This window comes from Streptomyces sp. NPDC041205 (assembly GCF_055591765.1).
Map to the genome: position 1 here is coordinate 451,928 of NZ_JBVIZH010000003.1, position 19,022 is coordinate 470,949.

The following is a 19,022-nucleotide window of genomic DNA, read 5'->3' on the forward strand; positions in this document are numbered from 1 at the left end:
TTGGACGGGAACGCAACGGCGGCCCGGACGACCCGGCAACTTGTGATGGGGGCAGACATGTCAATGGCCAAAGGTTCGAATGTTCCCGTGCCGGCACCCGCGGTGCGGGTCGAATTGGGATGGGGATCCGGGCCGGGGGTGCCGGACGCCGACGCCTCCGCGCTGTTGCTCGACGCCTCCGGGAAGGTGCGCTCGGACGCGGACTTCGTGTTCTACAACCAGGCGACGCACGCCTCCGGAGCGGTGCGCCACGAGGGCAAGCAGGCCGCGGGCGGCGGCGTGACCGACACGCTGGTCGTCGACCTCGCGCGCGTGGAGCCCGCCGTGGAGACGGTGGTGCTCGCCGCGTCCTCGGACGGCGGCTCGTTCGGCAAGGTTCCCGGCCTGCACGTCCGGGTCGTCGACGCCGCCAGCGGCGCGGAGATCGCGCGCTACGACAGCGCGGACGCCACCGTCGAGACGGCCTTCGTGCTCGGTGAGCTCTACCGCCGTCAGGGCGCGTGGAAGTTCCGCGCCGTCGGCCAGGGCTACAGCAGCGGCCTCGAAGGCCTGGCGACGGACTACGGCATCTCGGTCGACGAGCCCCAGCAGGCCGCCCCCGCCGCCCCCGCCGCCCCCGCCGCCCCACCGGCCCCCGCGCCGCCGGTCGCCGCCCCCGTGCCCCCCGTCGCCGCGCCCGCCCCGGCCTCCCCGCCACCGCCCCCCGCCGCGCCCGCGCAGCCGGTGCGCCTCACCAAGGTCACGCTGACCAAGGAGGCGCCGTCGGTCTCGCTGACCAAGCAGGGCGGCACGTCGGGCGCGCTGCGCGTCAACCTCAACTGGGAGGTGCGCAAGCAGTTCAAGGGCTGGGCCAGCAAGCTCGGCCGTGCCGTCGCCATGCACGCGGACCTCGACCTCGACCTGTGCGCGCTCTTCGAGCTCACCGACGGCCGCAAGGGCGTCGTCCAGGCTCTCGGCAACGCCTTCGGCGCGCTGAACCAGCCGCCGTACATCCTCCTCGACGGTGACGACCGCACCGGCGCCGTGTCGACAGGCGAGAACCTGACGGTCAATCTTGACCACTCGAACGAACTGAAGCGTCTGGTCATCTTCGTGACCATCTACGAGGGCGCGCGCAGCTTCGCCGACCTGAACGCCACGGTCACGCTGACCCCGCAGCACGGCGCGCCCATCGAGTTCTCCCTCGACGAGTGCACGGTGCCCTCCACGGTCTGCGCCCTCGCGCTCATCACCAACAACGGCGGCGAACTCACCGTCCAGCGCGAGGCCCGCTACCTGGTGCCCGAGCGCGGCGTCAGCCCGCAGCGGACCATCGACTACGCCTACGGGTGGGGCATGAACTGGACCCCCGGCCGGAAGTGACCTCCACGCCGGAGGAGCCCCTGGCCTTCTAGGGCCGGGACTCCTCCGGCGCGGCCGTGCCGGGGCGCGCGTACGTGCGGCCCTTCCAGGCCGCGCCGCGCCCCTGGTAGTGCCGCACCGCGGAGTCCACGGTCATCAGGAGGTACAGGAACGCGGTCGCGGGCAGCGTGAGCGCCAGCCACGCGGGCTGGCGGTAGTAGCGCAGCATCGGCAGGTACGTCGCGGTCATCACGAGCCACGCGAGACCACCGCACAGCGCGGTGCCCGCGGAGCCCGTCGCGAGGCCCGCGAACAGCGCCACCGGCGGCGCCAGATAGACCACGGCGAGCCCGGCCACCGTCCCGACGAGCAGCGCCGGACTGTGCCGCAACTGGGCGTACGCGCTGCGCGCCACCATCCGCCACAGGTCCGCGAGCCGCGGATAGGGCCGCACGCTGTCGACACGGTCGGCGAGCCCCAGCCAGATGTGTCCGCCCGACCGTTTGACCGCCCGGGCGAGCGCCACGTCGTCGATGACGGCGTGCCGGATCACGTCGGGGACCCGGGCCCGCTCGGCCGCGTCCGCGCGCAGCAGTACACAGCCACCGGCCGCCGCCGCGGTCCGGCCGCCCTTCCGCGAGATCCAGCGGAAGGGATACAGCTGCGCGAAGAAGTAGACGAACGCGGGGACGACGAGCCGTTCCCACAGGCTCACCACCCGCAGCCGCGCCATCAGCGAGACGAGGTCGTAGCCGCCCGTCGTGGCCGCGGCCACCAACGTCCGCAGGCTGTCCGGCCTGTGCGCGATGTCCGCGTCGGTGAGCAGCAGGAACTCGGGCTCGCGCGCGCGTGTCAGGGTCATGCCGTGCCGCACCGCCCAGAGCTTGCCGGTCCAGCCCGCGGGCGGCTCACCGGGCGAGGTGACGGTCAGGGGCAGTCCGCCGTGCCGCTCCGCGAGGGACCGGGCAAGGGCGCCCGTGCCGTCGCTGCTGCCGTCGTCGACGAGGAACACCTCGGCGTGCCCCGGATAGTCCTGCGCGAGCAGCGACGGCAGGCTCGTCGGCAGGACCTCGGCCTCGTCCCGCGCGGGGACGACCACCGCCACCGACGGCCAGGCCTTGGGGTCCCGGCGCGGCGGCAGCCGGTGCCACGTACGCCAGAAGAAACCCTGTCCGACCAGCAGCCACAGCCACGCGGCGAGCGAGGCGGCGGCGATCCACACAACGGCGCTCATCCGCCGCAGTCTGCCCCACCCCGCCGGGCTTGTCCGGCTCATCGTCTAAGGTGACCGGGTGAAGATCGCGCTGATGGACTCCGGTATCGGACTGCTCGCCGCGGCCGCGGCGGTACGGCGGCTGCACCCCGGCGCCGACCTCGTCCTCTCCTCCGACCCGGACACGATGCCCTGGGGCAGTGTGCCCGAGAAGGTCACGGAGCTGGCCATCGCCGCCGCCGAGGCCGCCGCGGCGCACCGCCCGGACGCGCTGATCGTGGCCTGCAACACCGCGTCCGTGCACGCCCTGCCCGCGCTGCGCGCCCGCCTGGAGCCCGAGCTGCCCGTCATCGGCACCGTCCCGGCGATCAAGCCCGCGGCGGCCACCGGCGGCCCCGTCGCGATCTGGGCCACGCCCGCCACCACCGGCAGCCCCTACCAGCGCGGCCTGATCGAGGAGTTCGCCGCGGGCGTCGCCGTCACCGAGGTGCCCTGCCCCGGCCTCGCCGACGCCGTGCAGGAGGCCGACGAGGAGGCCATCACGCGCGCCATCGAGGCCGCCGCCGCCCTCACCCCGCCCGATGTAACGACCGTAGTCCTGGGCTGCACCCATTACGAGCTGGTCGCCGAACGCATCCGTGCCGCCGTGCAGCAGCCGGACGCGAAGCCGCTCGTCCTGCGCGGCTCGGCCGAAGCCGTCGCCGCACAGGCGCTGCGCCGGATCCGCGAGCGGGACGTCGACGCCGCCGACGCCGAGGGGCAGGCGGAGGACTCGTACGACTCCGATGGCGCCGAAGGCACCCTGACGGTGCTCCTCGGCGGCCGTGAGTCCGCGCTCCCGAGCGCTGCGCTCGCGTACGCGGAGGGACGGCTCCTCGCGGCGTCCGACCCGCTCCTGAAGGCCTGACGGCCGGAAGGTCAGCCGGAAGGCGGCGCTCGGCGGCCCGAGGCAAGGCGGGACCCGCACCACTGCCTCCGGACCCGTATCGCTCTCCTTCCCGCACGGAACCGCCCACTCCCGCCCCTCACCGGCCACGACGCCGTGACGCGGGCGGGCCGGGTGTCCAACCGGAGGAGTGACCTTAGGTGACGCGGTGCCTTCGTCCCGGAAGGTGAGTACTCTCGATTCCATGACGGACCACGCCCCCAGCGAGCGGGTCAGCTCCGAGCAGCACCCCGAGATCTGGACCGGACGCGCACGAAACCGTGGCCAGTGGCTGCTGGCCTGCGGCGGTGCCGCCTGTCTCGCCCTGGGCATCGACCTGGCCGTCGAGACCCTGTGGCCCTCCGGCATCCTCCCGCTGATCATGTCCATTGTCGGCCTGATCGCCGTCGGCCTGCTGATCCTCTTCGGCACGCTCGCCTTCGTGCACGTCGCGGTGAAGGTCGACAAGGACTCCCTGGAGGTGCGCTGCGGGCACATCGGGGTGCCGCGCCGCCGCATCCCGCTCTCGCATGTCATCGGCGCCGACTTCGCCCCGGCCGTGACGCCCCGGAACTGGGGCGGCTGGGGCTACCGCTGGCGGCCCGAGCAGGGCACCGCCGTCATCGTCCGGCGCGGCGAGGGCGTCGTCCTCAGCCTCGGCGACGGCCGCAAGTTCACCGTGACCGTGGACAACGCCGAGTCGGCCGTCCGCGTCATCCGGGACCGCCTCGGCCTGTCCGGGAGTACGCCGGTCTGACCCGGCCCGCGTCGTCCGCCTCCTCGTGCAGGGGGCGGGCCGTGGAGATGCCCGCGAGCAGTCCCGCGCCCACCGCCACGGACGTCACGCTCAGCGCGTTGCCGACCGTCGCCACCCCCGCGAGCGCCGTCAGGGCCGCGCCCGCCGACAGGACGACCTGCGTGGGGCGCGGCGAGCGCCACAGCGCGAACAGCAGCCAGCAGAACGCGGCCGCGAGCAGCGCCACCCCCACGAATCCCTGCTCGGCCGCCTGCTGCAACAGCGCCGAGTGCGGCTTGTCGTCCACGAGCGTCCCCTCGGCGGCCGCCGGCGCCGCCTCGCCGAACCGCCCCGGCCCCACACCGAGCGCCGGGTGCGCGCCCGCGAGCCCTTCCGCGTCCTGCCACACCCGGACCCGGTACGGGCCCAACTGCCCCTTCAGGGACGAACTCAGCCCCTCCGGCAGCGCCCCGCGCGCGACGGCCCAGGCGAGCCCCGTCACCACCGCGGCGGCCACCGCGAACCCGCTGAGCCCGAGGCCCGGGCTGCGCACCAGCGCCGCCGCCAGCGAACACAGCACGATCCCGGCGCACGCGATCACCCCGGCCGTCGACCCGAGCAGCGCCGCCGCAAGGACGATCCCCGCCGCGAAGACCCGCAGACCGGTCCGCAGCACAGCCCCGCGCGCCGACCACGCCGCACAGCAGGCCGCGCCCGCCGCGAGGGCCAGCAGCGCCGCGGTGGCGCCGATGGGTCCGAGCGGCGAGGAACTGACGGGACCCGGTGTGACGTGCGGTGCCGCCGCGGCGAGGCCGACCCCGGCGAGCGCCCCGGCGCAGGGCGCGGCGACCGGCAGCAACGCCCCCGCGACGCGCCCGCCCGCGTATCCGGCCGCCACCGCGAGGACCGCGAGCAGCACGCCGTCCGGCCGGCCGCCCCGCACCCCGGTCGTGATCAGCGCCCACGCGGCGCACAGCGCGAGAATCGCCATGCCGCCGACGTCCGTGCCCCCGCGCCGCTCCGCGGCCGATCCGACCGTCGTGGCCGCCGCGGGCGTCGCGGATGCCTTCATCGCCCCCACCCCCGCCGCCCCCGATCCGTGCGGCCCCGACCGTATGGCTTGTTCTCGTCGCACGTCAGGACTTCGGAACACGCTAGCGGCTACGACGACCAATTGTGGAGATCTTGCGCAGGAACGATCCGGCGGAGATACGGAACGGTCCCGCGAGGCGGCCGTACGGGCGGTCCCGACCGCGGTGTCCGCGGCCAGGTGACGCGCCGTACACTCCCCGAGTGACCGCCACCACCGCTCCCACCGACGCGTCCGCGCAGACCGCACCACTGCCCGGCCCGAAGACGCGCGCCGAGCGGATCCGCAGACGGCTGATTCCCGGCGGGACCGCGGTGGTCTCCGGCGTGCTGCTGTATCTGAGCTTCGCGCCGCGGGAACTGTGGTGGCTCGCCCCCTTCGCGTTCGCCGTCCTCGGCTCCGTCCTGCACGGGCGGCGCCCGAAGTCCGGCTTCGGACTCGGGCTGCTCATGGGGCTCGGATACTTCCTGCCGCTCCTTTCCTGGACGGGCGTCGACGTGGGGCCGCTGCCGTGGCTCGCGCTCGCCGTCGCCGAGGCCCTGTTCGTGGGCCTGACCGGCCTGGGCATCGCCTTCGTCTCCCGGCTGCCCGCGTGGCCGGTGTGGGCCGCGGGCGTGTGGATCGCGGGCGAGGCCGCCCGGGCGCGCTTCCCCTTCGAGGGCTTCCCCTGGGGCAAGGTCGCCTTCAGCCAGCCCGGCGGCCTGTTCCTGCCGCTGGCCTCGCTGGGCGGCACCCCGCTGCTCGGCTTCGCGGTCGTGCTCTGCGGCTTCGGCCTCGCCGATGTCGTACGCCGCCTCAAGGCCGATCCCCGCGCGCGAGACCGCGCGCTCGTCGCGTCCGCCGCGCTGACCGTCGCCCCCGTCGTCGCCGGGGCCGCCGCCCTGCCGCTGGTGGCCACCGGCGCCGAACGCGGCACCGCGACCGTCGCCGTCATCCAGGGCAACGTGCCCCGCATGGGCCTGGACTTCAACGCCCAGCGCCGCGCAGTCCTCGACCACCACGTGCGCGAGACCCTGCGCCTCGCCGCCGACGTGAAGGCGGGCAGGGCCAAGCAGCCCGACCTCGTCCTGTGGCCGGAGAACTCCTCCGACATCGACCCGTACGCGAACGCCGACGCCTACGCCGTCATCGACAAGGCCGCCAAGGCCATCAAGGCCCCCGTGTCCGTGGGCGCCGTCGTCACGGGCAAGGACGGCAAGCCCCGCAACCGGCAGATCCTCTGGGACCCGAAGACCGGACCGGGCGCCACCTACGACAAGCGGCACCTCCAGCCGTTCGGCGAATACATGCCCTACCGGAGCTTCTTCCGCGTCTTCAGCTCCGACGTCGACCGCGCCGGGATCTTCGAACCCGGCACGAAGCCCGCCGTGTTCGACATGGCGGGCACCGGCATCGGCCCGGTGACCTGCTACGAGGCCGCCTTCGACGACGTGGTCAGGGACCAGGTGCGCGAAGGCGCCGAGATCCTCTCCGTGCCCAGCAACAACGCCACGTTCGAGCGCAGCCAGATGACGTACCAGCAACTGGCCATAGACCGGGTGCGGGCCGTCGAGCACGGCCGGGCCGTCATGGTCCCCGTCACCAGCGGCGTCAGCGCCGTGATCCGCCCCGACGGGTCGGTCGCGCAGCGCACCGGGATGTTCACCGCCGAGTCGCTGGTCGCCGACGTGCCCAGGCGCACCTCGCTGACGCCCGCCACCCGCGCCGGGGTCTGGCCGGAAGTCGTCCTGGTGCTCGTCGGCGCCGCCGGGGTCGGCTGGGTGATCGCCCGCCGCCGTGCCGGAGCCGCCGGTTAGGGTCGGATCATGGCTACTCCCGACTTCATCCGCACCCTGCGCGCCGACGCGGGACATCAGCTGCTGTGGCTCCCCGGAGTCACCGCCATCGTCTTCGACGACGCGGGCAGAGTCCTGCTCGGCCGCCGCGCCGACAACGGCAAGTGGTCGGTCATCGGCGGCATCCCGGACCCGGGGGAGCAGCCCGCCGCGTGCGCCGTGCGCGAGGTCTTCGAGGAGACCGCGGTGCGCTGCGTCGCCGAGCGCGTGGTCCTCGTCGAGGCGCTTGAGCAGGTCACGTACCCCAACGAGGACGTCTGCCAGTTCATGGACATCACGATCCGCTGCCGGGCCGTGGGCGGTGAGCCGCGCGTGAACGACGACGAGTCCCTGGAGGTCGCGTGGTTCCCGCTGGACGGGCTGCCCGACCTGCACGAGACCGGGCTCTTCCGGATCAAGCAGGCCATGGCGGAGGGACCCACCTGGTTCGACCGCGGCTGAGCCGCGGGCAGGACCGGGCCATGGTGACGGCCCAGCACAGCATGTAACCTGCACGGACATTGTCCGCGTGGCGGCCCGCGCGCCGCCTCAGACCTCAGAACAGGGGCGGGAGTTGAGCCGGAGGACCTACGGCCTGACGCTGCGCGGACTCGCCTGCGCGCTGCTCGCCTGGCAGGTCTGGCTCGTGTGGCACCTCAGCACCTATGACGTCACGACCGTCGTGTGGTCGTGCGACGACGAGGGCTGCGGCAGCGACCAGTTCGCTTCCATGGCGCCGGAGCTCGGCATCGCGTCGGCGGCGCTGCTCGGCTTCGTAGCCGCGCGGTTCCTGCACCGCGCGACGGTGGGCGCGGTGGTCGCCCTGAGCGCGGCGGGCGCCGCCGCGGGCTGGTACGACGCGGTGTCCGACGGGCGCGTCGGGTACGACACGGTCACCGACTTCATGCTCGTCGTGCCCGCGGGGCGGCACACCGTGTCGGGTTGGCTGACCTTCCTGTGGTCGGTCGCCGCCGCGGGCGGCCTCGTCGCCGTGTGGGGCGGCGCCGTGAGCCTGCGCCGCACCGCCGCATTGCGCAGGCTGCGCGCCGACTTCAGCACCGCGCAGGCCCGCCTGGAGGGCTGGCGGCCGGTGCGCGGCAGGCGCGGCGAGGTCACCGTCGTCTTCCACGACGTCCAGGGCGCCCGGCACGCCGTGCCCGTCGTCGTCGACCGCGCCGCCCTGGACCGGCCCGTGCTCGCCGTGTACGACCGCAACCACCCGGCGGACCCCCGACGCACCCGGGTCGCGGTGCCCCGCCGACGGCGGCTGCGGTCCTCATGAGACACGCGGCGACGACGCACGTCCGGCACGCGGCGGTGACGCGCTCGCGGTACGCGGCGAAGGGGCCCGTCGCATGAGGCATGCGGTACGCCGCCTCCTCGCCCCGGACGTGCTGCTCGGCGCCGCCGCCGTCGGCCTCGCCTTCGGCGCGCTGGCCGAGGGCGTCCTCGACGGCCCCACCTGGCTGCTCGTCGTCGGCCTCACCGCCACGGCCGTCGTGCTCCTGTGCCTGGGCGCCGTCGCCGAACGCGGCCGGGGCGCGGGGGTCGCCGCCGGGCTGCGCCCGGGCGGCCCGCGCGCGTACGCGCCCGCGCTGGTGCACTCGGTGCGGGCCGTCCACCAGGACACCGGGCAGCTCGTCCTCGACCCGCAGGCCGCGGGCAGCCTGTTCGCCTTCGACCTGACCGTCGTGCCGGAGGGGCGACGCCCGTTCCGCGTCGAGGTGCGGCACCCCCTCGACGTACAGGATCTGCTGCACGGCAGCCGTGCCGTCGTCGAGTACGACCCGCGCCAGCCCTGGCGCGTCGTCCTGCCGAACCGGCCTCCCGCCGAGTGGACGGCCCGCGCGCGGCGCCTGGACCCGGAGGCCGCGCACACCGCCGAGGGACCTCCGGCCGGGCTGCCGCCGGGGGCGCACGTCCTCGTCACGGGGGCCGTGGTCGCGGCGGGCCTGGTCGGTGCCCTGCACCTGGCGGGCTGACCGGGGCGCGGGCTCCGTTAGCCTGAGGGCACGATGAACCGTTTGAGCACGTCATGGGGCGAGTACGACCTCACCCGCTTCCCGGAGGACCCGCGCGACACCCTGCGGGCCTGGTCCGCGGCGGACGCCTATCTGCTGCGGCACCTGGCGGGGGAGGAGAGCGCGGAGCCGATCGCCCTGGACGGGACGGTGGCCGTCGTCGGCGACCGCTGGGGCGCCCTCACCACCGCGCTGGCCGCGCACCGGCCCGTGCAGATCACCGACTCCCACCTCGCCCGGCAGGCGACCCTCGCGAACCTCGCGCGCGCCGGTCTCCCGGCCGACGGGAGCCGCCTGTTGACGACGCGGGACACCCCGCCGGAGCGTGTCGACGTGCTCCTGGTGCGGGTGCCGAAGAGCCTCGCGCTCCTGGAGGACCAACTGCACCGGATCGCCCCGGCGCTGCACACGGGCAGCGTCGTCGTCGGCACTGGCATGGTCACCGAGATCCACACCTCGACCCTGGAGCTGTTCGAGCGGATCGTCGGGCCGACGCGCACCTCGCTGGCCCGCCAGAAGGCCCGCCTGATCTTCAGCACCCCCGACCCGGAGCGCTCCTCCGGGCCCGCCCCCTGGCCCCGGTCGTACGTCCTGCCGGGCGACTCCGGCGCGGGCGCCGGCCTGACCGCCGTCAACCACGCGGGCATCTTCTGCGCCGAACGCCTCGACATCGGCACCCGCTTCCTCCTCCAGCACCTGCCCGCGAGCGGCGGCGACGCCCACATCGTGGACCTGGGCTGCGGCAACGGCATCCTCGGCACCGCCGCGGCCGTCGCCAACCCCGACGCCCGGCTCACCTTCGTCGACGAGTCCTACCAGGCCGTCGCCTCCGCCGAGGCCACCTTCGCGGCGAACACCGCGCGGGACTCCGCCGCCAAGGCCGACTTCGTCGCCGGGGACGCGCTCACCGCGATGGAGCCGGAGTCCGTGGACCTGGTCCTCAACAACCCGCCCTTCCACAGCCACCAGGCGACCACCGACGCCACCGCCCAGCGCATGTTCCGCGGCGCCCGCGCAGCGCTGCGCCCCGGCGGTGAACTGTGGGTCGTCGGCAACCGCCACCTCGGCTACCACGTGCGCCTGAAGCGTCTGTTCGGCAACGTCGAAGTCGCCGCGAGCAACCGCAAGTTCGTGATCCTGCGGGCGGTCCGGCGGTCGTGAGTGCGGGCCCCCGGCCATGACCGGCGAACTGTTCCCGCGCGAGCCCGGCGAGGTGGCGCCGGGCGCGGTCCACGTGCCCGACTGGCTGGGGCCCGAACGGCAGCGGGAGCTGGTCACCGCCTGCCGCGCGTGGGCGACGCCCCCGGCGGGGCTGCGCACGGTCCGGCTGCCCGGTGGCGGGACGATGACGGCCCGGCAGGTGTGCCTGGGCTGGCACTGGTACCCGTACGGGTACGCGCGCACGGTCGTCGACGGTGACGGCGCGCCGGTGAAGCCGATGCCCGGGTGGCTCGCGGAGCTGGGGCGGGCGGCGGTGCGGGCGGCGTACGGCGACGACACGGGGCACGGGGACGGTGCGGCCGACGGCGACCCGGCCGCGTACGACATCGCGCTCGTCAACTTCTACGACGCCGACGCCCACATGGGCATGCACCGCGACAGCGACGAGCGGTCCACGGCGCCCGTCGTCTCGCTGAGCCTCGGCGACACCTGCGTCTTCCGCTTCGGCAACACCGAGACGCGCACCCGGCCGTACACCGACGTCGAGCTGCGCAGCGGCGACCTGATGGTGTTCGGGGGCCCGTCGCGGCTCGCGTACCACGGGGTGCCGAAGGTGTACGCGGGCACGGCTCCGCCGGAGCTCGGCCTCGCCGGGCGGCTCAACGTCACGCTGCGGGTGAGCGGGCTGCGCTGAGCGTGCCGTGCCCCTCCGCGTCTACGCGTCGTGGAAGACCAGGCCGAGGGAGTGCCGCAGCCCCGAGCGGACCGTGCTCACGCCGTGCCGCACCGGTGCCGCCGACCAGCCGCGGCTGGAGCGCACGGGGCGGTCGCGGGTGGTGAAGACGAGGCCGTGGCCCTGGGGAAGGACGGTCACCGTGCCCCGTGACTGGGCCCGAGGGCGCTGCTCGACCAGCAGGAACTCGCCGCCGGTGTAGTCGGAGCCGTGGCTGTCGAGGCCGATGACGACCTGGAGCGGGAAGACGAGGTCGCCGAACAGGTCGCGGTGCAGGGCGTTCCAGTCGCCGCTCTCGTACCGCAGCAGGATCTGCGACGACTTGGCCTGGCCCGCCGCGTGGCACTGCTCGATCCAGACGTCCAGGGTGTCGGGCCAGGGCGCGGGGCGGCCGAGGCGGGCGGCCCAGTCGCGGGCCACGGTCAGCAGGTGCGGGTAGAACGCGTGGCGCAGCTCGGCGATCCGGTCGGGCAGGTCGTGGCTGAAGTACCGGTACTGGCCGGAGCCGAAGCGGTGTCGGGCCATGTCGACGGTGGAGCGGAAGCGGCCGGGCTCGTCGTAGAGCGCGGCGATCTCGTGGCACTCGTCGGGGGTGAGGAGCGGACCGGTGAGGGCACAGCCGTGCTGGTCGAGGTCGTGGGCCACGGTGTGCCAGTCGGTGGCGTCGACGCGTTCGGCGGGTCCGGCTTCGTGGGTGGTGGGGGCGCTCATGGTGGGTTCTCCGTGCGGGGAGCGGGCGGTGGCGGGTTCGGGTGTGTAATGGACAGAGAGGGGCATGTCGGTCGGAGCGCAGAGCGATGAAGGACAGCACGCGGAAGACCAGGTCGGCCGGGGCCGCGGAGGCCGCGGCGCTGAGGGAGCCCCAGTGGGGGCCACAAGGCCCAGTCCGCGTCGTCTTCGCGGGGCTACGGCGAGCCGGTGGCCCCCGAGCGGCGGGAAGCGGAGCTGACGCGGTTCGTCGGCTGGATGGCGGCGCACGGGTGGACGCAGGTCCACCGCATGCCCGGGGCCGTGCTCCTTGCCCGGACCTACCGCGCCGACGGCGGCGCGGCCATGGGGGTCGGCGCGGTCGGCGTCGCCACGGGTGCGGCGGTGGGCGGGGTCGGTCTTGCCGGAGCGCTGCTCGGGATCGTGATGATCTTCTTCGGCGTCCTGCTGACCCTCACGATCATCGGTGCCTTCGTCGGCATTCCCATGATCGCGGCGGGCATCGCCGCCTTCGGCGGAGGTGCGGCCGTGGCGGCCGCCGGTGGCGCGGTCGGGGCAGGTGGCGCGGCGGTCGGGATCGGCGGCGCCGCCTCCCAGGACCAGGTGCTTCGGCTGCAGGCCTGGACCGACGAGACCGGGCGGATCTTCACCAAGGGCGCCTGAGCTCGCGCGCCCCGCGGGGCCCCGGGCCGTTCGGCGCCCCGCTCACCTCGTCTCCAGGTCGAGGAGCTGCTTCTTGCGGTCCAGGCCCCCCGCGTAGCCGGTGAGGGAGCCGTCCGCGCCGACGACGCGGTGGCAGGGGCGGACGACCAGGACCGGGTTGCGGCCGAGGGCCGTGCCGAGGGCGCGGACCGCCGCGCGGGACAGACCGAGCCGCTCCGCGAGCTTGCCGTACGTGGTCGTGGTGCCGTAGGGCACCGAGTCGAGGGCGGACCACACCCTCCGCTGGAACTCGGTGCCCGCCCCGTCCGCGTACTCGATGTCGAAGTGCGTGAGCGTGCCCGCGAAGTACGCGCGCAGTTGGCCGGTGATCGCCGTGAACGCCTCGTCGTCGCGGACCCAGCCGTCCTCGACGACCGCGCCGCCCTTCTGGCCCGGCATCGACAGGGAGGCGAGTGCCGTCCCGCCGGGGGCCGAGGCCGACGCCTCGCCCACGAGCAGCAGCTCGCCCAACGGGCTGTCGAACGTCGTGTGGACTGTCATCGCGCCTGTCCTCTCTCCTGCACATCCGCTGATGCGTCTGTCCTGGTCCGGGGCTTCTTCCCCCGGTCCGACAGTGACCAGTCTGCGCGGTGCGGACACCGGCGGCTGGCGGATTTCGGACGCGGCGCTCACGGGGCGCGGAGGATGCGAGAGGTGCGGCGCGGTCAGGTCAGTTGCTCGATCACCAGGACCGCGCCGATCACGACCATCGCCGCCCCGGAGATCCGGGTGACCGCGCGGGCGGCGGCCGGGCGCGTGCGCAGGACGGTACGGGCGAGCACGCCCACGCACAAGTAGATGGCGCCGCAGCTGAGGATGTGGACCAGGCCGAGGGTGCTGATCTGGAGGGCGAGCGGCCAGCCGGTGCCGGGCTGGGTGAACTGGGGGAGCAGGGCGAGGAAGAGGAGCAGCGCCTTGGGGTTGAGGCCGCTGATCCCGGCGCCCTGGAGGACGCGGCTGTGCCAGGGCGCGGGGTCGGCCGCGGCGGCGCTCGACGTTCCGTCCGGGGCGGCGTCGGGGGTGCTCGGGCGGGTCAGTGTCGTCACGCCGAGCCAGATCAGGTACAGCGCGCCGAGCAGCGTCAGGCCGGCCAGCACGGCCGGGTGGTCGGCGACGACCGCCGCGATGCCCGCCGCGACGACGGCGGTGAGGCCGACGTAGCCGAGCAGCAGCCCGCCGACGGCCGGGGCCACCGAGCGGTCCCGCAGTCCTGCCGATATCGCGTACGCCCAGTCCGCGCCCGGAACCAGGATGAGCAGGACGGACACCGCCCAGAAAGCGGTGATGGAGCTGACGGCCATGGATGTTTTTCCCTCCCTTTTCGATCGCGTGAGGGAGGTTAGTTCCGATCTGCCCAAAGGTGCTCCCAAGATCTGCCGCCCAGGGGTGTGTGAGTGGAAGAATCTTCCCCATGGACACAGTCGACCGGCAGATCCTTGCCGAGCTGCAGAAGGACGGTCGTCTGACCGTCACCGAACTGGCCGCGCGGGTGCGCCTGAGCCTGTCGCCGTGCCATCGCAGACTGCGCGAACTCGAACGCCGCGGGGCGGTGCGCGGCTACCGCGCCGTGCTCGACCCCGAGGCCGTCGGCCTGACCTTCGAGTCCCTGGTCTTCGTCACCATGCGCCAGGAGGACCGGGACACGGTGGCGGCCTTCGAGGCGGCGGTCGCCGACATCCCCCATGTCGTACAGGCGCAGCGCCTCTTCGGCGACCCCGACTATCTGCTGCGGATCGTCAGCAAGGACCTGCGCGCCTTCCAGCAGTTGTACGACGAGGAGCTGGCGACGCTGCCCGGGGTGCAGCGGCTGAGCTCGACGCTCGTGATGAAGCACGTGGTGCGGGAGCGGTCGCTGCCGTTGTGAGGCGCGCGCGGGCCGCTGTGAACTGTGTCTCGCGCGGCCCGAACCGTATGTGCAACTAGTTGCATAAAGCCGTGGGCTGGCCTACAACTGTTCCGACGACACCGATGACGCTGACGCCCCGGCGTATGTGGACGAAAGAGGCCGTACCGCATGAGCTCAGTGAGCCGCTACCCGCACCTGCTCAGCCCCCTCGACCTGGGCTTCACGACCCTGCCCAACCGGGTCCTGATGGGCTCCATGCACGTGGGCCTGGAGGAGGCGCCCGACGGGTTCGCGCGGATGGCCGAGTTCTACGCGACCCGGGCCCGCGGCGGCGTCGGCCTCATCGTCACCGGCGGCATCGCTCCGAACGACGCCGGGCGGCCCTACGAGGGCGGCGCCAAGCTGACCACCGAGGCGGAGGCGGAGAAGCACGCGGGCGTCACCGCGGCCGTGCACCGCGAAGGCGGCCGGATCGCGATGCAGATCCTCCACTTCGGGCGGTACGCCTACCACGAGCAGCTCGTCGCGCCGAGCGCCATCCAGGCGCCCATCAGCCCGTTCCCGCCGCGCGCCCTGGAGGACGACGAGGTCGAGCAGACCGTCGAGGACTTCGTGCGCGCCGCCGAACTGGCGAAGCTCGCGGGCTACGACGGCGTCGAAGTCATGGGCTCCGAGGGCTACTTGATCAACGAGTTCATCGCGGCGCCGACCAACCGGCGCACCGACCGCTGGGGCGGCGGTTACGAGAACCGCGTCCGCTTCCCCGTCGAGATCGTCCGCCGCACCCGCGAACGCGTCGGCCCGGACTTCATCATCATCTACCGCCTCTCGATGCTCGACCTCGTGCCCGGCGGCTCCACGCTCGCCGAAGTCGTCCAGCTCGCCAAGGAGATCGAGGCCGCGGGCGCCACGATCATCAACACCGGCATCGGCTGGCACGAGGCCCGCATCCCGACCATCGCGACCTCGGTGCCGCGCGGCGCGTACACCTTCGTGACGAAGAAGGTCATGGGCGAGGTGTCGGTGCCGCTCGTCACCACCAACCGCATCAACACCCCCGAATTGGCGGAGCAGTTGCTCGCCGACGGCGCCGCCGACATGGTCTCCCTCGCGCGCCCGCTGCTCGCCGACCCGGACTTCGTCGCCAAGGCGCGGGCCGAGCAGGCGGACGCCATCAACACCTGCATCGGCTGCAACCAGGCCTGCCTCGACCACACCTTCAGCCTGCAGATCACCTCCTGCCTGGTGAACCCGCGCGCCTGCCACGAGACGGAGCTGGTGCTCGCCCCGACCCGCCGCGTCAAGCGCGTCGGCGTCGTCGGCGCGGGCCCCGCCGGGCTCGCCTGCGCGGTCTCCGCGGCCGAGCGCGGCCACGACGTGACGCTGTACGACGCGGCGTCCGAGGTCGGCGGGCAGCTCAACATCGCCCGCAAGGTCCCCGGCAAGGAGGAGTTCGACGAGACGCTGCGCTACTACCGCACCCAGCTCGAACTGCGCGGCGTGGACGTCCGGTTGAACACGCACGTGACGGCGGACCAGCTCGCCGCCGCCGGGTACGACGAGGTCGTCATCGCCACCGGCGTCACGCCCCGCACCCCCGAGATCCCCGGCGTCGACCACGCCAGCGTCGTCAGCTACCTGGACGTCCTGCGCGACGGCGCGCCCGTGGGCGAGCGGGTCGCGATCGTCGGCGCGGGCGGCATCGGCTTCGACGTCGCCGAGTACCTCACCGACAGCGGCGACAAAGCGAGCCTGGACCCGGCGACGTACTTCAAGCAGTGGGGCGTCGACATGGACTACCGCGACCGCGGCGGCCTCACCGAGCCCGTCAGGCCCACGCCGCCCCGCACCGTCCACCTCCTCCAGCGCAAGACGTCGAAGGTCGGCCAGGGCCTCGGCAAGACCACCGGCTGGATCCACCGCACCGAGCTGCGCCACCGGGGTGTCGCCATGGTCAACGGTGCCACCTACGACCGCATCGACGACGAGGGCCTGCACATCACCGTCGGCGACGAGCAGCGGACCATCCCCGTCGACACGGTCGTCCTCTGCACCGGCCAGGAGCCCCGGCGCGGCCTGTACGAGGAACTGATCGCCGCCGGCGTCGACGCGCACCTCATCGGCGGCGCCGACGTGGCCGCCGAACTCGACGCCAAGCGCGCCATCAAGCAGGGCACGGAGCTGGCCGCCGCGCTGTGAGGCACCGGGGCGCGCGGCCTGCCGGGCGGACGGCCGCGCGCCCGCTCACCGTCCCTAGGATGCCGTCATGTCACTCCCGCACGCGATCCTCACCGCCCTGCTAGAGAAGCCGTCATCGGGTCTGGAGCTGACTCGCCGGTTCGACAGGTCGATCGGCTACTTCTGGTCGGCCACCCACCAGCAGATCTACCGCGAGCTCGGCCGCCTGGAGCGCGACGGACTCACCCGCGCGCTGCCGTCCGCGCAGGCCACGCGCGGCCAGAAGAAGGAGTACGAGGTGCTGCCCGCGGGCCGCGCCGAACTGGCCCGCTGGACCGCCGCGAGCCAGGACCCCAAGCCGCTGCGCGACACCCTGCTGCTGCGGCTGCGTGCCGCCGCCGTCGTCGGCACCGACGGCATCGAGGCGGACCTGCGCCGCCATCTCACCCTGCACAAGGAACAGTTGGCCGAGTACGAGGAGATCGAGCGGCGCGACTTCCCGCCCGGCAGGGACGCCATCGAGGACCGGCTGCGCCATGTCGTCCTGCGGGCCGGGATCGACCTGGAGACGTTCTGGACGCAGTGGCTCACGCGGACGCTGGAGGAGCTGACGGAGTCCTAGGCGGCCCCGAGCGTCGCCGCCGTCGGGTCCCAGCCGTCCGGCAGCGGGGGCGGCGGCACGACCTGGGCCGGGAGCGGAGTGAACTCCGCGCGGTCGGCGGAGCGGGTGATGGCCGTCATCGTCTGCAGGACGTGCAGGGCGAGGGCGCCGGAGGCCCGGTGGGCGTCGGGCGCGCCGCCGTCCCGCGGAGCGTCGTGGGCGCGGATCGCGCGGGCCATGTCGAGGACCCCGAGCCCCCGCCCGTCCGTGCGCCCCCGCACCGGAAGGTCGCGCCACTGGTCGTCGCCGTTGGCCCGCACGCGGAGCGGGCCGCGGAACGTGTTCGGGTCGGGCACGGCGAGCGTGCCCTCCGTGCCGGTGATCTCGAACCGGATCCGCGGATGCGAACTGTCGAAGCTGAAGGTCGAGTTGGCGCTCGTGCCCGACGCGAAGTCGAGGAGTGCGCACACGTGCGTCGGCACGTCGACCGGGAACGACTGCCCGGCCTTCGGCCCTGAGCCGACCGTGCGCCGCACCCGGGCCCGCGCCGCCGTCGCCGCCACCCGTTCCACTGCGCCGAACAGCGCCACCAGAGCCGTCAGATAGTACGGACCGAGGTCGAACAGCGGCCCGGCGCCCGGCTGGTAGAAGAACGCCGGGTCGGGGTGCCAGCCCTCCGGGCCGAGGCTCTGCACCGCTGTCGTCGCCGCGACGGGCGTGCCGATGTGCCCCGCCCGGACGGCCCGCAGCGCCGACTGCAGCCCCGCGCCCAGGAACGTGTCGGGCGCGCCGCCGAGCAGCAGCCCGCGCTCGGAGGCCTCGGCCAGCAGCTTCTCGGCGTCGGTGGGGGCCGCGGTGAGCGGCTTCTCGCCGTACACGTGCTTGCCCGCCCGCAGCGCGGCGGCCGCGACCTGCGCGTGGGCGGCGGGCACGGTGAGGTTGACGATCAGCTCGACGTCCGGCTCGTCCAGGACGGTCGGCAGGTCGCCCGCGAGCGGTATGCCGTGGGTGCGGGCCGCGGCGGCAGCGCGTTCCGGGACGATGTCCGCGACCGCCACGAGCCGGATGTCCGGGAAGGTGGCGAGGGTGCGCAGGTACTCGGCGCTGATGACGCCCGCGCCGACGACGGCGACGCCGACCGGGCCCCTGTTCACACGGCCTCCAGGGCGCTGACGTACGTGCGGCTGGCCGCGAGCTCCCCGAGCAGGTCGCCCGCGCACGCGTCGAACTCGACGACGCGCCAGGCGTCCGGCGCCGCGGCCAGGACCTCCGGTACGGGCATGGTGCCGCCGCCGACCGCCACGTTCGGGTCGTCCTTCGTGCCGGGGCCGTCCTTGAGGTGCAGGGCCTCCACGCGGTCGCCGAGGCGGGTGAGCAGCGCGGGGACGTCGGCGCCCGCGACCGCCGCCCAGTACGTGTCGACTTCCAAGAACACTTCCGGGTCCAGGAGTTCGGCGAGGACCTCAAGGGCGTGGCGTCCGCCGCGGCTCGCGAGCCGCGGCTCCACCTCCCACCAGTGGTTGTGGTAGCCGAGCCGCAGCCCGTGCCGGGCCGCGTCACGCGCGAGGCCGCCGAGGCGGTCGGCGACCCGGGCCAGGCCGTCGTACGTCGTGAAGTCCTCGTGCGGGAACCCGGCCGGGACGATCGCGAGCGGCGTGCCGAGCGCGGCCACCGCGTCGAGGACGGGGCCGGGTTCGCCGGTGAGGAGCTGCACGGCGTGCGCGCCGGACACGGTGAGGCCCAGGTCGTCGACGAGGCGGCGCAGCCCGGCCGCGTCATCGGTGACGTCGTACGCCTCCACCGCGCCGTATCCCATCTCCACGAGCCGACCCAGGGTCCCCGCGCGGTCGGCGGCGAACTCGTCGCGTACGGAGTAGAGCTGAACGCTGAGCGGTCGTGGCATGGAGGTCCCTCCCCGTCGGCGGCTGGGAGGACCGTAAGGCGCGAACGTCG

Annotated in this window: 20 protein-coding genes; 13 read left to right on the forward strand and 7 right to left on the reverse strand. The window is 74.0% G+C overall.

Features of this window, described 5'->3' with window-relative positions; translation table 11 throughout:
• Positions 1 to 45: 45 nt before the first annotated feature.
• Complete coding sequence (locus ACZ6BG_RS16275; RefSeq protein WP_469001348.1) at positions 46 to 1,362, forward strand: TerD family protein; 1,317 nt, start codon at positions 46 to 48, stop codon at positions 1,360 to 1,362.
• 28 nt (positions 1,363 to 1,390) lie between these two features.
• Here the strand turns inward: ACZ6BG_RS16275 and ACZ6BG_RS16280 are convergent, their stop codons facing one another.
• Positions 1,391 to 2,575 (reverse strand): glycosyltransferase, encoded by a 1,185-nt coding sequence (locus ACZ6BG_RS16280; RefSeq protein WP_469001351.1) that lies wholly within the window; start codon positions 2,573 to 2,575, stop codon positions 1,391 to 1,393.
• A 58-nt stretch (positions 2,576 to 2,633) separates the two neighbouring features.
• Between ACZ6BG_RS16280 and ACZ6BG_RS16285 the strand changes: the two genes are divergently transcribed.
• Together ACZ6BG_RS16285 and ACZ6BG_RS16290 are read left to right on the forward strand one after the other, a co-directional pair.
• The gene (locus ACZ6BG_RS16285; protein WP_469001353.1) at positions 2,634 to 3,461 is read left to right on the forward strand and encodes a glutamate racemase; all 828 of its coding nucleotides are present in this window, start codon (positions 2,634 to 2,636) and stop codon (positions 3,459 to 3,461) included.
• A gap of 223 nt (positions 3,462 to 3,684) precedes the next feature.
• A complete protein-coding gene (locus ACZ6BG_RS16290) occupies positions 3,685 to 4,236 on the forward strand; it encodes a hypothetical protein (protein WP_469001355.1) in 552 nt (183 codons plus the stop codon).
• On the opposite strand, the gene ACZ6BG_RS16295 is transcribed toward ACZ6BG_RS16290, so the two are convergent.
• On the reverse strand, positions 4,193 to 5,287 hold the full coding sequence (locus ACZ6BG_RS16295) for an O-antigen ligase family protein (RefSeq protein ID WP_469001357.1): 1,095 nt from the start codon (positions 5,285 to 5,287) through the stop codon (positions 4,193 to 4,195). The genes ACZ6BG_RS16290 and ACZ6BG_RS16295 overlap by 44 nt on opposite strands.
• A 221-nt stretch (positions 5,288 to 5,508) precedes the next feature.
• Between ACZ6BG_RS16295 and lnt the strand changes: the two genes are divergently transcribed.
• From lnt to ACZ6BG_RS16325, 6 genes are all read left to right on the forward strand, one after another.
• Entirely contained in the window at positions 5,509 to 7,101 is a 1,593-nt protein-coding gene (lnt, locus tag ACZ6BG_RS16300; protein WP_469001360.1) for an apolipoprotein N-acyltransferase, read from the forward strand.
• 9 nt (positions 7,102 to 7,110) lie between these two features.
• The gene (locus ACZ6BG_RS16305) at positions 7,111 to 7,581 is read left to right on the forward strand and encodes an NUDIX hydrolase (protein WP_380853539.1); all 471 of its coding nucleotides are present in this window, start codon (positions 7,111 to 7,113) and stop codon (positions 7,579 to 7,581) included.
• A gap of 112 nt (positions 7,582 to 7,693) precedes the next feature.
• Positions 7,694 to 8,401: a hypothetical protein gene (locus ACZ6BG_RS16310; protein WP_469001364.1), complete on the forward strand. Its 708-nt coding sequence runs from the start codon at positions 7,694 to 7,696 to the stop codon at positions 8,399 to 8,401.
• A 73-nt stretch (positions 8,402 to 8,474) separates the two neighbouring features.
• Positions 8,475 to 9,101, forward strand: a complete 627-nt coding sequence (locus tag ACZ6BG_RS16315) for a hypothetical protein (RefSeq protein ID WP_469001368.1) — start codon at positions 8,475 to 8,477, stop codon at positions 9,099 to 9,101.
• A gap of 33 nt (positions 9,102 to 9,134) precedes the next feature.
• The gene (locus tag ACZ6BG_RS16320) at positions 9,135 to 10,301 is read left to right on the forward strand and encodes a methyltransferase (protein ID WP_469001371.1); all 1,167 of its coding nucleotides are present in this window, start codon (positions 9,135 to 9,137) and stop codon (positions 10,299 to 10,301) included.
• A gap of 16 nt (positions 10,302 to 10,317) precedes the next feature.
• Positions 10,318 to 10,995 (forward strand): alpha-ketoglutarate-dependent dioxygenase AlkB family protein, encoded by a 678-nt coding sequence (locus ACZ6BG_RS16325; protein WP_469001374.1) that lies wholly within the window; start codon positions 10,318 to 10,320, stop codon positions 10,993 to 10,995.
• Positions 10,996 to 11,016: 21 nt separating this feature from the next.
• Here ACZ6BG_RS16325 and ACZ6BG_RS16330 read toward each other — a convergent pair whose 3' ends face one another.
• A complete protein-coding gene (locus ACZ6BG_RS16330; protein ID WP_469001377.1) occupies positions 11,017 to 11,745 on the reverse strand; it encodes a 2OG-Fe(II) oxygenase in 729 nt (242 codons plus the stop codon).
• 207 nt (positions 11,746 to 11,952) lie between these two features.
• Between ACZ6BG_RS16330 and ACZ6BG_RS16335 the strand changes: the two genes are divergently transcribed.
• Positions 11,953 to 12,405: a hypothetical protein gene (locus tag ACZ6BG_RS16335; protein ID WP_469001379.1), complete on the forward strand. Its 453-nt coding sequence runs from the start codon at positions 11,953 to 11,955 to the stop codon at positions 12,403 to 12,405.
• A 42-nt stretch (positions 12,406 to 12,447) separates the two neighbouring features.
• On the opposite strand, the gene ACZ6BG_RS16340 is transcribed toward ACZ6BG_RS16335, so the two are convergent.
• Together ACZ6BG_RS16340 and ACZ6BG_RS16345 are read right to left on the reverse strand one after the other, a co-directional pair.
• Positions 12,448 to 12,945 (reverse strand): methylated-DNA--[protein]-cysteine S-methyltransferase, encoded by a 498-nt coding sequence (locus ACZ6BG_RS16340; RefSeq protein ID WP_469001383.1) that lies wholly within the window; start codon positions 12,943 to 12,945, stop codon positions 12,448 to 12,450.
• Positions 12,946 to 13,109: 164 nt separating this feature from the next.
• Positions 13,110 to 13,745 (reverse strand): LysE family translocator, encoded by a 636-nt coding sequence (locus tag ACZ6BG_RS16345; RefSeq protein WP_469001387.1) that lies wholly within the window; start codon positions 13,743 to 13,745, stop codon positions 13,110 to 13,112.
• Between the two features lie 110 nt (positions 13,746 to 13,855).
• Between ACZ6BG_RS16345 and ACZ6BG_RS16350 the strand changes: the two genes are divergently transcribed.
• From ACZ6BG_RS16350 to ACZ6BG_RS16360, 3 genes are all read left to right on the forward strand, one after another.
• The gene (locus ACZ6BG_RS16350) at positions 13,856 to 14,308 is read left to right on the forward strand and encodes an Lrp/AsnC family transcriptional regulator (RefSeq protein WP_030357535.1); all 453 of its coding nucleotides are present in this window, start codon (positions 13,856 to 13,858) and stop codon (positions 14,306 to 14,308) included.
• A 159-nt stretch (positions 14,309 to 14,467) separates the two neighbouring features.
• Positions 14,468 to 16,489: an NADPH-dependent 2,4-dienoyl-CoA reductase gene (locus tag ACZ6BG_RS16355; protein ID WP_469002945.1), complete on the forward strand. Its 2,022-nt coding sequence runs from the start codon at positions 14,468 to 14,470 to the stop codon at positions 16,487 to 16,489.
• 67 nt (positions 16,490 to 16,556) lie between these two features.
• On the forward strand, positions 16,557 to 17,090 hold the full coding sequence (locus tag ACZ6BG_RS16360) for a PadR family transcriptional regulator (protein WP_469001393.1): 534 nt from the start codon (positions 16,557 to 16,559) through the stop codon (positions 17,088 to 17,090).
• On the opposite strand, the gene ACZ6BG_RS16365 is transcribed toward ACZ6BG_RS16360, so the two are convergent.
• Positions 17,087 to 18,223: a Gfo/Idh/MocA family protein gene (locus tag ACZ6BG_RS16365; RefSeq protein ID WP_469001398.1), complete on the reverse strand. Its 1,137-nt coding sequence runs from the start codon at positions 18,221 to 18,223 to the stop codon at positions 17,087 to 17,089. The two genes, ACZ6BG_RS16360 and ACZ6BG_RS16365, sit on opposite strands and share 4 nt — an antisense overlap.
• The gene (locus ACZ6BG_RS16370; RefSeq protein ID WP_469001402.1) at positions 18,220 to 18,972 is read right to left on the reverse strand and encodes a sugar phosphate isomerase/epimerase family protein; all 753 of its coding nucleotides are present in this window, start codon (positions 18,970 to 18,972) and stop codon (positions 18,220 to 18,222) included. The genes ACZ6BG_RS16365 and ACZ6BG_RS16370 overlap by 4 nt, the downstream gene beginning before the upstream one ends.
• Positions 18,973 to 19,022: the final 50 nt, after the last annotated feature.

What these genes read in the sequence shown, in the direction of transcription:
- ACZ6BG_RS16350 (WP_030357535.1), top strand. Translation starts at nt 13,856, where the DNA reads ATGGACACAGTCGACCGGCAGATCCTTGCCGAGCTGCAGAAGGACGGT.
- ACZ6BG_RS16315 (WP_469001368.1), top strand. Translation starts at nt 8,475, where the DNA reads ATGAGGCATGCGGTACGCCGCCTCCTCGCCCCGGACGTGCTGCTCGGC.
- ACZ6BG_RS16275 (WP_469001348.1), top strand. Translation starts at nt 46, where the DNA reads ATGGGGGCAGACATGTCAATGGCCAAAGGTTCGAATGTTCCCGTGCCG.
- ACZ6BG_RS16370 (WP_469001402.1), bottom strand. Translation starts at nt 18,972, where the DNA reads ATGCCACGACCGCTCAGCGTTCAGCTCTACTCCGTACGCGACGAGTTC.
- ACZ6BG_RS16345 (WP_469001387.1), bottom strand. Translation starts at nt 13,745, where the DNA reads ATGGCCGTCAGCTCCATCACCGCTTTCTGGGCGGTGTCCGTCCTGCTC.
- ACZ6BG_RS16320 (WP_469001371.1), top strand. Translation starts at nt 9,135, where the DNA reads ATGAACCGTTTGAGCACGTCATGGGGCGAGTACGACCTCACCCGCTTC.
- ACZ6BG_RS16290 (WP_469001355.1), top strand. Translation starts at nt 3,685, where the DNA reads ATGACGGACCACGCCCCCAGCGAGCGGGTCAGCTCCGAGCAGCACCCC.
- ACZ6BG_RS16360 (WP_469001393.1), top strand. Translation starts at nt 16,557, where the DNA reads ATGTCACTCCCGCACGCGATCCTCACCGCCCTGCTAGAGAAGCCGTCA.
- ACZ6BG_RS16280 (WP_469001351.1), bottom strand. Translation starts at nt 2,575, where the DNA reads ATGAGCGCCGTTGTGTGGATCGCCGCCGCCTCGCTCGCCGCGTGGCTG.
- ACZ6BG_RS16330 (WP_469001377.1), bottom strand. Translation starts at nt 11,745, where the DNA reads ATGAGCGCCCCCACCACCCACGAAGCCGGACCCGCCGAACGCGTCGAC.
- ACZ6BG_RS16295 (WP_469001357.1), bottom strand. Translation starts at nt 5,287, where the DNA reads ATGAAGGCATCCGCGACGCCCGCGGCGGCCACGACGGTCGGATCGGCC.
- ACZ6BG_RS16325 (WP_469001374.1), top strand. Translation starts at nt 10,318, where the DNA reads ATGACCGGCGAACTGTTCCCGCGCGAGCCCGGCGAGGTGGCGCCGGGC.
- ACZ6BG_RS16340 (WP_469001383.1), bottom strand. Translation starts at nt 12,945, where the DNA reads ATGACAGTCCACACGACGTTCGACAGCCCGTTGGGCGAGCTGCTGCTC.
- ACZ6BG_RS16305 (WP_380853539.1), top strand. Translation starts at nt 7,111, where the DNA reads ATGGCTACTCCCGACTTCATCCGCACCCTGCGCGCCGACGCGGGACAT.